14 protein-coding genes are annotated in these 13,544 nt (G+C 66.8%); 11 read left to right on the plus strand and 3 right to left on the minus strand.

Features of this window, described 5'->3' with window-relative positions; genetic code table 11:
* Positions 1 to 17 precede the first annotated feature (17 nt).
* The 11 genes from Q0C42_RS19950 (at position 18) to Q0C42_RS20000 (ending at position 9,424) form a co-directional block, all read left to right on the plus strand.
* The gene (locus tag Q0C42_RS19950) at positions 18 to 548 is read left to right on the plus strand and encodes an invasion associated locus B family protein (protein WP_295080265.1); all 531 of its coding nucleotides are present in this window, start codon (positions 18 to 20) and stop codon (positions 546 to 548) included.
* A gap of 122 nt (positions 549 to 670) precedes the next feature.
* Complete coding sequence (rlmN, locus tag Q0C42_RS19955) at positions 671 to 1,846, plus strand: 23S rRNA (adenine(2503)-C(2))-methyltransferase RlmN (RefSeq protein ID WP_295080268.1); 1,176 nt, start codon at positions 671 to 673, stop codon at positions 1,844 to 1,846.
* Positions 1,847 to 1,870: 24 nt separating this feature from the next.
* A complete protein-coding gene (locus Q0C42_RS19960; protein ID WP_295080270.1) occupies positions 1,871 to 2,296 on the plus strand; it encodes a DUF6173 family protein in 426 nt (141 codons plus the stop codon).
* 75 nt (positions 2,297 to 2,371) lie between these two features.
* Positions 2,372 to 2,521, plus strand: a complete 150-nt coding sequence (locus Q0C42_RS19965) for an aa3-type cytochrome c oxidase subunit IV (RefSeq protein ID WP_295080273.1) — start codon at positions 2,372 to 2,374, stop codon at positions 2,519 to 2,521.
* Positions 2,522 to 2,538: 17 nt separating this feature from the next.
* Entirely contained in the window at positions 2,539 to 3,147 is a 609-nt protein-coding gene (locus Q0C42_RS19970; protein WP_295080275.1) for a hypothetical protein, read from the plus strand.
* Between the two features lie 62 nt (positions 3,148 to 3,209).
* Positions 3,210 to 3,797: a molybdenum cofactor guanylyltransferase MobA gene (gene mobA, locus Q0C42_RS19975; RefSeq protein WP_295080277.1), complete on the plus strand. Its 588-nt coding sequence runs from the start codon at positions 3,210 to 3,212 to the stop codon at positions 3,795 to 3,797.
* Positions 3,794 to 4,285, plus strand: coding sequence for a molybdopterin-guanine dinucleotide biosynthesis protein B (mobB, locus tag Q0C42_RS19980; protein ID WP_295080280.1), 492 nt, complete (start codon positions 3,794 to 3,796; stop codon positions 4,283 to 4,285). The genes mobA and mobB overlap by 4 nt, the downstream gene beginning before the upstream one ends.
* The gene (locus Q0C42_RS19985) at positions 4,278 to 5,144 is read left to right on the plus strand and encodes a molybdopterin guanine dinucleotide synthesis (RefSeq protein WP_295080282.1); all 867 of its coding nucleotides are present in this window, start codon (positions 4,278 to 4,280) and stop codon (positions 5,142 to 5,144) included. The genes mobB and Q0C42_RS19985 overlap by 8 nt, the downstream gene beginning before the upstream one ends.
* Positions 5,135 to 5,722 carry a GNAT family N-acetyltransferase gene (locus Q0C42_RS19990; RefSeq protein ID WP_295080285.1) on the plus strand — a complete coding sequence of 196 codons (588 nt, stop codon included), beginning with the start codon at positions 5,135 to 5,137 and terminating at the stop codon, positions 5,720 to 5,722. The genes Q0C42_RS19985 and Q0C42_RS19990 overlap by 10 nt, the downstream gene beginning before the upstream one ends.
* A 150-nt stretch (positions 5,723 to 5,872) precedes the next feature.
* Positions 5,873 to 7,318 carry an aldehyde dehydrogenase family protein gene (locus Q0C42_RS19995; RefSeq protein ID WP_295080288.1) on the plus strand — a complete coding sequence of 482 codons (1,446 nt, stop codon included), beginning with the start codon at positions 5,873 to 5,875 and terminating at the stop codon, positions 7,316 to 7,318.
* A gap of 129 nt (positions 7,319 to 7,447) precedes the next feature.
* Positions 7,448 to 9,424 carry an FAD-dependent oxidoreductase gene (locus Q0C42_RS20000; protein WP_295080290.1) on the plus strand — a complete coding sequence of 659 codons (1,977 nt, stop codon included), beginning with the start codon at positions 7,448 to 7,450 and terminating at the stop codon, positions 9,422 to 9,424.
* Between the two features lie 205 nt (positions 9,425 to 9,629).
* Here the strand turns inward: Q0C42_RS20000 and Q0C42_RS20005 are convergent, their stop codons facing one another.
* The 3 genes from Q0C42_RS20005 to Q0C42_RS20015 all read right to left on the minus strand — a co-directional run bounded on the left by Q0C42_RS20005 (position 9,630) and on the right by Q0C42_RS20015 (position 13,320).
* Positions 9,630 to 10,262 (minus strand): hypothetical protein, encoded by a 633-nt coding sequence (locus tag Q0C42_RS20005; RefSeq protein WP_295080293.1) that lies wholly within the window; start codon positions 10,260 to 10,262, stop codon positions 9,630 to 9,632.
* A 61-nt stretch (positions 10,263 to 10,323) separates the two neighbouring features.
* Positions 10,324 to 11,367, minus strand: coding sequence for a serine protease (locus tag Q0C42_RS20010; protein WP_295080296.1), 1,044 nt, complete (start codon positions 11,365 to 11,367; stop codon positions 10,324 to 10,326).
* Positions 11,368 to 13,320: a caspase family protein gene (locus Q0C42_RS20015; protein ID WP_295080299.1), complete on the minus strand. Its 1,953-nt coding sequence runs from the start codon at positions 13,318 to 13,320 to the stop codon at positions 11,368 to 11,370.
* Positions 13,321 to 13,544: the final 224 nt, after the last annotated feature.

The following is a 13,544-nucleotide window of genomic DNA, read 5'->3' on the forward strand; positions in this document are numbered from 1 at the left end:
TGGAGGCTGCGTCAGACATGACTTCCCTTTTCGGTCGCACGCTTGCGGTTGCCGCTATCACTTTCGCCGTTGCTGTGGCTCAGGCCCCGGTGATGGCACAGGAATCCACCAATCGCGTCGCCACCATGACGGACTGGAACGTCTTCACCGAGGAAAGCCCCAAGGAATGCTGGGGTGTCTCGAAGCCGAAGGAGACGGTGAACACCCGCGATGGCCAGCCGGTCAGCGTGCGTCGTGGCGACATTCTCTTGTTCGTCACCTTCCGTCCCGGCAAACCCGGCGAGATCAGCTTTACTGGCGGCTACCCCTTCGCGGGCGGCTCGACGGTGGACGTTGTCGTCGATGGCAACACCTATCAGCTGTTCACCGACGGCGAATGGGCCTGGCCAGGCAGCGCCGAGGATGACGCAAAGCTTCTGGCTGCGCTGAAGGCCGGGACGACTGCCACCCTGACTGCACGGTCGGGCAAAGGCACGCAGACGGCGGACACCTTCTCGCTTCGCGGTTTCACCGCCGCGATGGAAGACGCCGGGAAACGCTGCTCGTAATCTTCGGCGACATCACGGTAAGCGCCCCCGTCGCGGGGCGCTTTTCTTTTGGCAGCACCTCGCCTATATCCCGCCCATATCCAGATCGCCTGTGACAAGGCCCCGTGAAAGGATCTGCCACGATGACCGCCCCGATCACTCAGGACGTGATGACCCTGCCGCGCAAGCTGCCGGTGTCGGACAAGACCAATATCGTCGGCCTGACCCGCGCCGCCCTGCGCGACGCGCTGATCGCTGCGGGCACGCCGGAAAAGCAGGCCAAGATGCGCGTGGGCCAGGTCTGGCAGTGGGTCTACCACTGGGGCGTCCGCGATTTCGCGCTGATGACCAACCTTGCCAAGGACTACCGCGCGCTCTTGGCCGACAACTTCACCATCGAGATCCCCGAGGTGGTGACGCGCCAGATCAGCGAAGACGGGACGCGCAAGTACCTGGTCCGCATCGCCGGCGGGCATGAGGTCGAGGTGGTCTACATCCCCGAAACCGACCGGGGCACCCTGTGCATCTCGTCCCAGGTCGGTTGCACGCTGACCTGTTCCTTCTGCCACACCGGCACGCAGAAGCTGGTCCGCAACCTGACCGCGGCCGAGATCGTCGGTCAGGTGATGCTGGCCCGCGACGATCTGGACGAATGGCCCGTCCCCGGCGCGCCGAAGGAAGAAGTGCGGCTTGTCTCGAACATCGTCCTGATGGGCATGGGCGAGCCCCTGTACAACTTCGAGAACGTCCGCGACGCGATGAACATCGTCATGGATGGCGAAGGGATCGCGCTTGGCCGCCGCCGGATCACCCTGTCCACCAGTGGGGTCGTTCCCGAAATCGCCCGCACGGCGACGGAAATCGGCTGCCTCCTGGCCGTCAGCTTCCACGCCACCACGGATGAGGTGCGCGACCAGCTGGTCCCGATCAACAAGCGTTGGAATATCGCCACGCTGCTGGAGGCGCTGAAAGCCTATCCGGGCCTGTCGAACTCCGAACGGATCACGTTCGAGTACGTGATGCTGGAAGGTGTGAACGACACCAAGGAAGACGCCTACCGGCTGGTGAAACTGCTGGAAGGCATCCCGGCCAAGGTCAACCTGATCCCGTTCAACGAATGGCCCGGCGCGCCGTACAAGCGGTCTTCCGGGAACCGGATCCATGCCTTCGCCGATATCATCTACAAGGCCGGCTACGCCTCACCCATTCGCACGCCGCGGGGCGAGGATATCATGGCCGCCTGCGGGCAGTTGAAATCCGCCACCGAACGGGCGCGGAAGTCGAAGGCCCAGATCGAAGCCGAAGCCGGGCTGGCCTGAGCGCCGCACAGAAGGAAGACCGCGATGGCGAAGGCTGCCGAGAAGATTCCTGCCGCAAAGAAGCCTGCGGCCAAGAAGGCCGTCGCGAAAAAGCCCGCCGTCACGCAGCCGAAAAGTGCTGCGGAATGGGCGCATGACCGGCTGGTGATGTATATCCGGAACTTCGAAAGCCAGCTCGACGCCGAACAGGAAATCGCGATGGGCTTTGCCTCGGACGAGACCGGGGTCCTGCGGATCGAGGGGCTGGGGTTCTTCGAACCGGACATCATCACCTTCTACGGCCGCGACGACTTTGGCGGGAAGACCCAACTGATCCAGCATGTCAGCCAGCTTTCCGTGACCCTGCGCGCCGTACCGAAACAGGAGGACGCGGAACCGCCGCGCCGGATCGGCTTTCACCTCACGCCCGGCTGGATCGGTGGCGATTCCGGCGACGGCTCGGCGGGCTGAGCACCGCGACCCCGTGACAGCCCCGGGTGAATCGGCTATGGGCTTTTTCCAAAGATCCAAATTCGGGGAACCAAGATGGCCGACCACAACCAATCCGAGCACGCCCACGGCTCGATGAACATCCGCGCGCAGGAAAAGACTTTCGCGGGCTTCGTCCGGATGACCGTCTGGGCCACCGTGGCCATCATTGCGGTCCTGATCTTCATGGGCCTGGTCAACGCCTGATCCCGGGGTCCGGCGGGATGCGCCTTCTCCTTTGCCTGGTTGCCCTTCTGGGCCTGGTCGCCTGTGGAGCCCAACCGAAATGGGCCCCGCAGGAACAGGTGGAGGCCGTCCGCTTTGTCGAAGGCCCGCCCAACTACATCACGCTTTACACCGTGGTGAACAAGCGCACCGGATCGGGCGCGCATTCGGCGATCCTGGTGAACGGGTCGGAACGGCTGATCTTTGACCCGGCCGGTACCTGGTATCACCCAAGACTGCCGGAGCGGAACGACGTCCATTTCGGCATGAACGACAAGGCGATGGCCTTCTACATCGACTACCACACCCGCATCACCTACGACACGATCGAGCAGAAGATCTATGTCTCGCCCGAGGTGGCCGAACTGGTGCTGGCGCGGGTCAAGGCCTATGGCGCCGTTCCGAAGGCCATGTGCACCCAGGCCACCTCGTCGATCCTGCGCGGCGTGCCGGGGTTTGAAAGCCTGCCGCAGACCTTCTACCCCAAGAAGCTGTCTGCCGCTTTCGGCAAGCTGCCGGGCGTGACAACGCGCGTCATCACCGACAATGACGACGACAACAACCACGGCGTTCTTCTGGTCCAGCACGACGGCACTCCGCTGCCGTGAGCTTGCCTTGAACCGGGCGCGTGATCCGTTAGGCTTGGCCCTGAACGGGAAAGGCATCTGATTTGCGCATCTTCGGGGTGATCCTGGCTGGCGGCGAAGGCCGGCGAATGGGCGCGGACAAGGCCTTTGTCCAGCTGGCCGGTCGCCCGCTGATTGCCCATGTCCTTGACCGGCTGGAGCCGCAGGTGGAATCCGTGCTGATCTCGGCCAATGGGGATGCCTCCCGTTTCGCCGCTTTGGGGTGCCGGGTGGTCGCGGACGCCGCTCGGCAGGGGCCGCTCTCCGGTGTTCTTTCTGCTTTGCAGGCTGCTGCCAGCATGGGCGCGACCCATCTGGTCTCTACCCCCGTGGACACGCCCTTTCTGCCTGGGGATTTGGTGCCGCAGCTTCTGCTCGCTGCCGAAAACTCACCCGAAGGGCTGGCGCTGGCATCTGACGCCACCGGCGACCACCCGGCCACCGCGATCTGGCCCGTGGGGCTGGCCCCTGCCCTCGCGGACTTTCTGGCCGAGGGTCAGGCCAAGGTCACCCGCTTCACCGAAGCCCACCACGCGGCCCGCGCCAACTTCCCCGACGCCCGCGCCTTCCTGAACCTGAACACGCCGGAGGACCTTGCCGCCGCCGAAGCGCTGCTGAAGGGGGCCGCATGAGGGTGTACGGCGTGATCGGCTGGAAGAACTCCGGCAAGACCAGCCTGATGGAGCGGCTGGTGGCCGAGATCACTGGGCGGGGCCTCTCCGTCTCGACCGTCAAGCACGTGCACCACACGGTGGACCTCGACCAGCCGGGCAAGGACACCTTCCGTCACCGTCAGGCGGGGGCGCGTGAGGTCGTGCTGGCCTCGGCCGACCGGCTGGCGATCCTGGTAGAACACCGGGGACCGGAACCCGAACTGCCTGCGGTCCTCGCGCGCATGGCCCCCGTCGACCTGATCCTGGTCGAGGGGTACAAGCGCGACGCCCATCCCAAGGTCGAGGTCTGGCGCGCCGAGACCGGCCATCCCCTGATCCAGCCCGGCGATTCCCTGGTGCGGGCCGTGGCGACCGATGCGGCCCTGACCCTGCCGGTTCCGGTCCTGGACCTGAACGACACGGCGGCGGTCGCCGATTTCATCCTGCGAGAGGTCGGCCTTGTTTGACCGGGTGATCGTGGTCGACTGGTCGGCGGCCAACCTGCCCACCAGCCTGACCAACCGGGCCAATGCCGTCTGGATCGGCTGCCACGATGCCGAGGGCGGGGCCGAGTGGCACCACCGCACCCGTGCCGGGGCCGAAGCCCAGCTGCTGACCCTGATCGACACCTCGCAGTCCGAGGGGCTGCGACTGCTGATCGGCTTCGATTTCGCGATGGGCTACCCGGCGGGTTTTGCCCTGCGCCTGACCGGAGAGGCCCGCGCTCAGGCGGTCTGGAACTGGCTGGCGGGCGCCATCACCGACATCGACAACCGCAACAACCGGTTCGAGGTGGCGACCCGGATCAACGCGCTGTTCCCCGAGGGACCCGGTCCGTTCTGGAGCCACCCTTCCGGACAGACTTGGCCCGGTCTGCCCTTCCGCCGCGCCGGGATCGACTATGAGGCGTTGGGTCTGTCGGAAACCCGCGCCGCCGAGGCCGCCGTCCCGCGTGCGAAAAGCCCCTGGATGCTGTTCAATCCGGGGTCCGTCGGCTCGCAAAGCCTGCTTGGCCTGCCGATGATCCACCGGCTGTCGCAGCGTCCCGGAATTGCCGTCTGGCCATTCGCCGCCCCCGACGCGCCGGTGGTGCTGGCCGAGGTCTACCCCTCGCTTTTGGCCGGGCCGGTCGCGATCCTTGCGAACGGCGAGGGGCTGACCGCCGACCAGGCGCAGGTTCGGCTTCTGTCGCGGGCCTTCTACCGGCTGGCGCGGGCCGACCGGCTGGAACCGCTGTTCGACGCGCCCCCCGAGGCGGCCGAGGAAGGCTGGATCCTGGGCGCCCATCACGCCCCGCTCTTGGCCGAGGCGCTGACATGGGCGTGACCATCTTCCGTGGTCTCCACCCGCAGCTGCGTCCGCAGGCGGCACGGCTCTATTGGGAGGCGTTCGGAGGCAAGCTTGGCCGCGTGCTGGGGCCGGACGACCGGGCCTTGCAGTTCTTCCAGCGGGTGATCCGGGGCGACCTTTGCTTTTCGGCCGTGGGCGACGGCGGGGAGCTGATCGGGCTGGCCGGCTACAAGACCCCGGCGGGCAGCTTTGCGGGCGGGACGTGGGGCGATCTGACCGACGTCTATGGACGGCTCGGCGGACGGTGGCGCGGCGGCATCCTCTGGGCCTTGGGGCACGAGGTCGACAACGACCGTTTCCTGATCGACGGGATCTGCGTCGGGAAGGCGCACCGCGGCAAGGGGATCGGGTCGACGCTGCTGGCGGCCCTGTATCAAGAAGCGGCAGAGCTGGGGTATGGGGCGGTGCGGCTGGATGTGGTCCAGGACAACTGGCGGGCCCGGGCGCTTTACGAGCGGCAGGGGTTCCAGCCGGTCCGGACCGTCGAGCTGGGCGCCCTGAGGTTCCTGTTCGGATTCGCCGCCTCTACCACGATGGTGCGACCGCTCAAGTGATGTTTCCACCGTGGACTGGTGCCGGGCCTCATGCAAGATCAACGCCTTGGCAGCAGACCTCAGGGATTTGGCAAGGTCTGCCACCCGCCCTTGTCGTCCGGTGCGGCACCTGTCAGGATATGATCAAATTTCCTTTCTCGGAGGCCGACCATGATCACCAAGCGTGAATTCTACATCGACGGAAGATGGGTTGCTCCGCTGGAAGCGCGGGACTGCCCGGTCATCGATCCCTCGACGGAGGACGCCTGCGCGGTGATCTCGCTCGGGTCCGAGGCCGACACCGACCGTGCCGTCGCGGCGGCGAAGGCCGCCTTCCCCGCCTGGGCGGCGACGCCTCCGGCCGAACGGCGGCGCCTGGTCGAGGGTATCCTGGAGCAATACACCCTGCGCAAGGAAGAGATGGCCCAAGCCATCAGCAGCGAGATGGGGGCGCCAATCGACATGGCGCGGGATGATCAGGCCGAGTGCTTGCCCTGGCACCTGAAGAACTTCCTGAAGGCCTTCGACCACATGGAGTGGATCAAGCCGCTTGGCGCCCATGCTCCCGGGACGATGATCGCGCTGGAGCCCATCGGCGTTGTCGGCCTGATCACCCCGTGGAACTGGCCGATGAACCAAGTGACGCTGAAGGTGATCCCGGCGCTGCTGGCAGGTTGCACCTGCGTGCTGAAACCGTCCGAGGAATCGCCCCTGTCGTCGATGCTGTTCGCCGAGTTCTGCCATGACGCAGGCATCCCGGCGGGGGTGTTCAACCTGGTGAACGGCGATGGGGCCGGGGTCGGATCGCGACTGTCCAGCCATCCCGATGTCGAGATGATCAGCTTTACCGGCAGCACCCGGGCCGGACGCGCGATCACCCAGGCGGCGGCGGAAACGCTGAAGCGCGTCACGCTGGAACTGGGCGGCAAGGGCGCAAACCTGGTCTTCGCCGATGCCGATGCCCGCGCGGTGGAACGTGGCGTACGGCACATGATGAACAACTCGGGCCAGTCCTGCAACGCACCCAGCCGGATGCTGGTGGAGCGTGGCTTCTACGACCGGGCGGTGGAGATCGCGGCCGAAGTGGCGCACGGCATCAAGGTCGGGCCGGCCAGCGAGCCGGGCAAGCATATCGGGCCGGTGGTGAACAAGCGCCAGTGGGAACAGATCCAGGGCTATATCCAGAAGGGCATCGACGAGGGTGCGCGGCTGGTGGCCGGGGGCTTGGGCCTGCCGGAGGGGATGAACAAGGGCTACTACGTGCGGCCAACCGTGTTCGCGGATGTGAAGCCGGGGATGACCATCGAAAAGGAAGAGATCTTCGGGCCGGTCCTCTGCATGATTCCATTCGACAGCGAAGAGGAGGCGGTGAAGATCGCCAACGACACGCCCTACGGGCTGACCAACTACGTCCAGTCGCAGGACGGCGCCAGGCGGAACCGGCTGGCGCGGCAGTTGCGGGCCGGAATGGTGGAGATGAACGGGAAGTCTCGTGGCGCGGGCGCGCCTTTTGGCGGGGTAAAGGCCTCTGGCCGGGCGCGCGAGGGTGGCGTCTGGGGGATCGAGGAGTTCCTGGAGGTCAAGGCCATCTCGGGCTGGGACGTGGCGGCGGAGTAGGCGATTTCTTCGAAGAAATCGCATCGGAGCCTTTGAAGGCTCCGGTCCGGAGTTTTCGAAAACTCCGGCGCGCGCAAAACTTGACACATGTGTCGAGAATTGTTGACATGCGGGTCTATGGAGGCCCGAATGACCCAGCATCCCCGCCTGATGTCCCCTTTGAAACTGCGCGACCACACCCTGCGCAACCGGATCGTGTTCGGGGCGCACACCGCCAACATGTCGGACCAGGGGATGCCGGGGCCACGCTTCGGGAAGTACCTGCTGGAGCGGGCGCTCGGTGGTGCGGCGATGGTGGTGGCGGAACCCGTGCCGGTGCACCGGACCGGGGTCCTGACCCGGGGCAACTTCCTGCATTCGGATGATCGGGTGATCCCGGCCTTCCGCACCATCACCGACGAGGTGAAGGACGCGGGCGCGGTCATCATCCAGCAGCTGTACCACGTGGGGGCGCATGGCGATTCCGACCTGAGCTTCGCGCCGCATTGGTCGCCCTCGGGTGGACCGTCCTACCACGACTCGGACGGGTCCCACGCCATGACGGGGGCGGAGGTGGAGGAGCTGCTCGAAGCCCATGTCGCGGCGGCAGTTCGGGCCAAGGCGGCAGGGTTCCAGGGGGTGGAGGTCTGGGCGGCCTATCACTCGCTTCTGGACCAGTTCTGGACGCCCTGGTCGAACCAGCGGACGGACCAATGGGGCGGCGCGCTGGAGGGCCGCACGCGGTTCTCGCGCGAGTTGATCGAGCGGGTGCGGCGGGCTTGCGGCGAGGAGTTCATCGTCGGGTTGGCGGTCAGCTATTCCGAGGCCTACGAGGTGACGCTGGGGGCCGAGGCGTTGTGCGAAATCCTGGATCTGCACGACCGGACCGGCCACGTGGATTACGTGACCGTGGGGGCCGGGTCATACCTCGAGTTCGAGTCGATCATCCCGGCCTTCACGCATGGCGAGAAGCTGACGACGCCTTTGACCGCCCAGTTGAAGGGGGCGCTGAGGCATGCCGTGGTGACCTCCGAGGCCGGTGTCAGGACGCCGGAGAATGGCGAGGCGATCATCGCCTCGGGTCTGGCCGATCTTGTATCGATCGTGCGCGGCCAGATCGCCGACCCGCATCTGGCGCGGAAGGTGGCAGAGGGGCGTTCTTCCGACATTCGCGGGTGCATTTCCTGCAACCAGATGTGCTGGGGGCGGCGGTCGCGGGATTACTGGATTTCCTGCCTGATCAATCCTTCCGCAGGGAGGGAGTTCGAGTGGGGTGGGGATCGGTTTTCGCCTGCGGCTGCGCCGAAGGATGTGCTCGTTATCGGTGCTGGGCCTGCAGGCCTGGAGGCGGCACGGGTTGCGGCAGAGCGGGGGCACCGGGTGGAGATCGTCGAGGCCTCGGGCGTCGTCGGCGGGCAGCTCCGGCTGGCGGGGATGCAGCCGCGGCGCGGGCAGATTCTGGAGTTGATGGACTGGTACGAGCGGCAGCTTGACCAGTTGGGGGTGACGCTGCGGCTGAACACGTTCCTGGAGGCGGAGGAGGTAGCGGGGCATCCGGCGGAGGTGGTCTTGGTGGCGACGGGGTCCCTGCCGGACGAGACCGGGTTCCAGCGCTGGGTGCCAGCGGAGGCATCCCTGCCGGGGATCGAGGCGGGGGGCGTCTGGTCGCCCGAAGCTGTGCTGCGCCGCGAGGCTCGGCTGGGCGACGCGGTGGTGGTCTACGACGAGGGCGGCAATTGGCGCGGGGTCGGGACGGCCTGGGCGCTGGCGGAGCAGGGGAAGAAGGTGACCATCGTCACGCCGGAGCCGTTCGTGGGTAAGGAGATCGCGCGGACCTCGGCGGACGGGTCGGTGCGGCGGCGGCTGGGGGCGCTGGGGGTGCGGATGCTGGCGGAGCATCAGTTGGTGAGGTGGCACGGGAACGGGGTGACCGTGCGGTCCTTCCTGACCGGGGAGGAGGAGGTGATCCCGGCGTCGGCCCTGGTGATGGCGACGACGAACCGGGCGTTTGATCCGCTCCCGGAGGTGATCCCGGGGAAGGTGATGCACCGGGTGGGGGACTGCGCGGCCCCCCGGCTGGCAGCCTATGCGTTCCATGAGGGGCGGAAGGTGGCGCTGGGGATCTGAGAGGTGCCCACGCGCGGGCAGGGGGGGGCCGCAAGGAAATCAAGGAGTTGGGTGTGGGCGTTAGGGTTGTGTTAGGGATGGGGGGCGGGGTGTAGGCGGACCTTGCATCTATTCGGTCTCAGTGGTGGTGCGTGAAATTCCGCAGCCTAGGGCAAGTTTCAATCTTTGACTAACGTAGATGCCGCTCCAGTCGATTTCTGCGGATTCAAGTGTTCTTGGCGAGCGATACGCTCACGCACAAACTCCAGCGACGCGGATCAGGACAGATGTCTGGCAGGTTGTAGAGCGCTGCATTCTCGAAAAGCAGGTAGGCAGCTGCGTCGTAGGCGAGAGCCGCGAGTCGTTCAGTATGATGGTAACCAAGGTTGTAGCGAATTTCCTGGGTCGCGATGCTCGCCGCCCAGCGAACCGCACCAGAGGTCGACGTGCGCTTGATTACGCCCTTGAAGATCGAGCTTGTACCCGCCTTGGATCGCCGATTTCGCATCACTGCAGTCCGACCGATGTGGCCCGATATGTTTTCCAGTCTGCAGTCAAATGGCAGTTTATTGGCGAAGGATACCTGCTTCACCTCGTCGAGGGTCATTGTCGGATGCGCGAGAGTGAGCACGAACCTCTGCAGGGAGATTCGTCGTCCTCCAACATCTGCAGCCGCCGCCAAGTAGTTCCCTCGAGAAAGTATCGCATACCATCGATAGCTCTTCACCTGGGTTTCAAAGCGCCTGTCGATGACTGCGTCAAGCCCGCGGCTTGTCGGGATCATGGCGTAGGTATCGGGTTGAAGGGACTCGGCCAACAACGCAATCGAAACGCGCATAAGTTCAACGGGACTTTCCATGGTGCTGCACCTTATGGGCGACTTCTCTTCTTTAACGCAGAGCGTTTAGACTTCACCGCTTTTACGGGTTCGCCTCGATGGTTTCGTTCAACCACGGCACGAACTTCGAGATATTGGTGTAGGCCGAGAAAAGCGCCGTTTCCTCGCAGCCTTGGCCGGAGGTCGCGGACAGTCCCCAGCTGACGATGCCGGCCTGGATGTAGCCGCCGCCGTCGACCGGGACGACCAAGGGGCCGCCGGAATCGCCGTTGCACGAGGTCTTGCCACCCTCGAAGGTGCCGGAGCAGATCATGTTCTCGGACACGGCGTCGGGGGCCTTGGCCATCAGTTGGTCCCAGATGGCGAAGGCGTCTGCGTCGGGGACGCCGAGGGTCTGGACGGCGTAGCCGAAGCCGCCCGCCGCGTCCTCGGCGCGTGCTTCCAGCATGGACTGGTTGCAGAGCGCGCGGTCGAGGACCTGGATCTGGGCCTGGCGCAGTTCGGGCGAAGGTTGCGCGCCTTCCTGCAGGCCCCAGCCGGTGACGATGGTGGTCACCCCCTGCTGGTTGAGGATGTCGCCGTATTCGGCGTCGGGGACCTCCACCGTCTGGTAGGGCACCTGCGGCGCGCGGGAGAGCTTGATGAGGGCGATGTCGAAGTCGAACTCGGTGCCGATGTAGGACGGGTGGCGGAAGACGGCTTCGACCGGGATCAGGTCGCCCGCGCCGGGGCTGAGGGTGTTGGTGCCGACGAGGATCGATACGTCCTGCGGGGCGAGGTCGGCGAAGCTGCCGTCGTCCTGTTCCATGTGAATGCAGTGGGCGGCGGTGAGGACCCAGCGGTCCATCACCATCGAGCCGCCGCAGAACTGGGCGTCGGTGGAGACGGGCGCGCCGCCGATCAGGAGGGCCACCTGCCAGGGCCAGGCGCCGTCGGGGGCCACCTCGCCGCCGATGACTTTCGCCCCGGACTGTTCTGCCGTCTTGCCGCGTTCAGCCTTGGCGCCGGATTTTGCGAAGGCGAAGGGCGAGGCCACCGCCGGGTCGGGGGCGGCGAGTTGCGGGGCCTCGGCCATCAGGGGCGTGGCGAGGAGCGTGGCGATCAGGGCGGGTAGGAGCCGGGGCATTCAGTTCTCCATCGGTGTGGGGGCGGTGTCCCCGGGGGTCAGGCGGATGATCTGGCGCAGCAGTGTCAGCGGCGCGGGTTTCAGGCTGAAGCCGCGGCTTTGCGTGTCGGGGTCGAGGCGCGGTTCCAGCCAGGCGGTCATCGGGTCTGGGGGCGTGGCGCGGGTGGTGTCGGTCGAGGCGAGGCGGGTCAGGTCGACACGGGGCGCGTCGGGGCTGGCGGGGACGGCGAGGGTCCAGATTTCCTCCAGTCCCGCCGTGCTGTCGGGTTCGATCATCAGGCCGATGCGGGTGGAGTCTCCGGGGGCGAGGCGGTTCGACAGGTTCTGCGGCGGGTAGATCGGCTGCACCTGGAAAGCGGCGGTGAAGTAGAGGACCGAGACGTCCTGCGCGGTGCCGGAGGTGTTGATGACGGTCAGCCAGAGCTGGTCGCAGGGGGCGACGCCTTGGGTCGGGTCAAAGGGTTCCGGGTCCGCCGCCTGGCCGCAGGTGCCCGTTGCGGCGCGGCGTTCGGTGGTGACGGTGAGGGGCGCCTTGCCGGTCAGGCTGCGCCCGGTGGCGCCGGCAAGCACCTTGCGGAGGGCGAGGCCGTGGGCGGCCTGGGCGAGGGTGCGGTCCAGCGCCTGCGCCTTGGTCTCACCCGGTTCGGGGCGGATGCGGGGGGTGGAGCCGGGGCCTTGCGGGTCCAGCGTGCCATCCGCATTGGCAAGCGCGACAGTGCCCTCGGTCAGGATCGGGACAAGGTCGGGATTGGCGCCGGGGGGCGGGAGGGCGGCGGTCCAGGCGGTGTAATCCTGCCCGTCGTCGGGTTGGGCGCGGACCGGGGCGGCAAGGGTCAATGGCGCAGGGGGTGGAATGGAGAGAAGCTCGGCCCATAGTGCGGTTGCGGGCGGCGGGGCGGAAAGCACGGCCTCGCGGGCGGAGACCTTGGTGAGGGTAGCGGTGGCGAGGGGAGTGCCGCCGCTGGGGTCGGCGTAAAGCGCCAGTTCGGTGCCTTCGGCGAGACCATCGAGAAGGCCGGCGGCAAGCTTGCCGTTGGCGACGGGGAAACGCTGGGTTGCGCTGCCCTGGCCGAAGACCGGGGCGTCGAGGAGCGGGCCTTCGCCATCGGGCATCTGCCGGGCAGGCCCCTGGGCCATCGCCTCGGTGGTGGCGGTGAGGACCTGCTGCCAGGACGCATCCGGGGCGGTGCGCAGGGTTTGAGCGAGCCGCAGGGTGAACTCGCCGTGCCAGGTGCCATCCGCCATCGGATATTCGAAGGACCGCTGGTCGGACTGCGAGGAGTAGAGGAAGACGAAGTCTCCGCTGAGGGGCGGGGCGGGGGTGCCGGCGACGGGGGTGACGTCGTCGGGGATGCCGAGTTGGGCCTCGTCCAGGACCTTGGCGACCCCCTGCCCGCCCACGGCACGAAAGCCGGTGGCGGAGTGGCAGGCGTCGATCAGGGCGACGACCTTGATGCCCTTCGAGAGGGTGGATTGTGCCCAGGCCTGCAGGTCGTCGTCTACCAGCGCGTTTTCCACCGCGCCGATGCTGCCCTTCCAGCCAGCGGCGTCGGCGGGGAGGAGCAGCTCGTCATAGCCGCCGCCCTCGTCCCCCGAAAGGTCGGGCGCCTGGGCGCCGTGGCCGGAAAAGGTGAAGACGATGGTATCGCCCTTGGTCGAGGCGGCAGTGGCGGCGTCGAGGGCGTGGAGGATCTCGGCGCGGGTGGGTGGACCGGTGGTGGTGCCGGCGGGAAGGCCCGCGGGGTCGGAGGTGAGGACGGTGAGGTGACCCGGGTCCAAGCCGCGGAAGAGGAGCGTTTCGGCCATCAGCCGGGCATCGTTCGCGGGGCCTTTCAGGTCGGCGTCAAGAGTGAGGTAGTCGGAGACTCCGACGATCACCGCCCGGATTTCGGCATGGGTGGGCGGGGCCAGGAGGACCAGGGTCAGGGCAAAGGGGGCAAGCCAGGCGCGCATGATCGGGGCAGGATATCCGTGGCGGGGCGTGGGGCAAGTGGGCCTGGGGGCGTGACGGGATTTGTCATGCGCGGTGGTGCTTTGGGGCCGGACCGGGGCCGATCCGTTGGGGTGCCTGTGCTGCCGGGGCTGGGTGCTCCTTCCCTCACGTCGGGTTGGGACGGGTTTTGTATTGAGCGCTGACGCGCAAGTCTTTGGTCTCGCCGCTTTGCGTGAAGAACGCA

It is taken from the genome of Tabrizicola sp. (assembly GCF_022842145.1).
Lineage (GTDB): Bacteria > Pseudomonadota > Alphaproteobacteria > Rhodobacterales > Rhodobacteraceae > Tabrizicola.

Bases quoted from the DNA above. Each gene is read 5' to 3' on its own strand.
- Q0C42_RS19950 (WP_295080265.1), top strand. From the start codon at position 18: ATGACTTCCCTTTTCGGTCGCACGCTTGCGGTTGCCGCTATCACTTTC.
- rlmN (WP_295080268.1), top strand. From the start codon at position 671: ATGACCGCCCCGATCACTCAGGACGTGATGACCCTGCCGCGCAAGCTG.
- Q0C42_RS19960 (WP_295080270.1), top strand. From the start codon at position 1,871: ATGGCGAAGGCTGCCGAGAAGATTCCTGCCGCAAAGAAGCCTGCGGCC.
- Q0C42_RS19965 (WP_295080273.1), top strand. From the start codon at position 2,372: ATGGCCGACCACAACCAATCCGAGCACGCCCACGGCTCGATGAACATC.
- Q0C42_RS19970 (WP_295080275.1), top strand. From the start codon at position 2,539: ATGCGCCTTCTCCTTTGCCTGGTTGCCCTTCTGGGCCTGGTCGCCTGT.
- mobB (WP_295080280.1), top strand. From the start codon at position 3,794: ATGAGGGTGTACGGCGTGATCGGCTGGAAGAACTCCGGCAAGACCAGC.
- Q0C42_RS19990 (WP_295080285.1), top strand. From the start codon at position 5,135: ATGGGCGTGACCATCTTCCGTGGTCTCCACCCGCAGCTGCGTCCGCAG.
- Q0C42_RS19995 (WP_295080288.1), top strand. From the start codon at position 5,873: ATGATCACCAAGCGTGAATTCTACATCGACGGAAGATGGGTTGCTCCG.
- Q0C42_RS20000 (WP_295080290.1), top strand. From the start codon at position 7,448: ATGACCCAGCATCCCCGCCTGATGTCCCCTTTGAAACTGCGCGACCAC.
- Q0C42_RS20005 (WP_295080293.1), bottom strand. From the start codon at position 10,262: ATGGAAAGTCCCGTTGAACTTATGCGCGTTTCGATTGCGTTGTTGGCC.
- Q0C42_RS20010 (WP_295080296.1), bottom strand. From the start codon at position 11,367: ATGCCCCGGCTCCTACCCGCCCTGATCGCCACGCTCCTCGCCACGCCC.
- Q0C42_RS20015 (WP_295080299.1), bottom strand. From the start codon at position 13,320: ATGCGCGCCTGGCTTGCCCCCTTTGCCCTGACCCTGGTCCTCCTGGCC.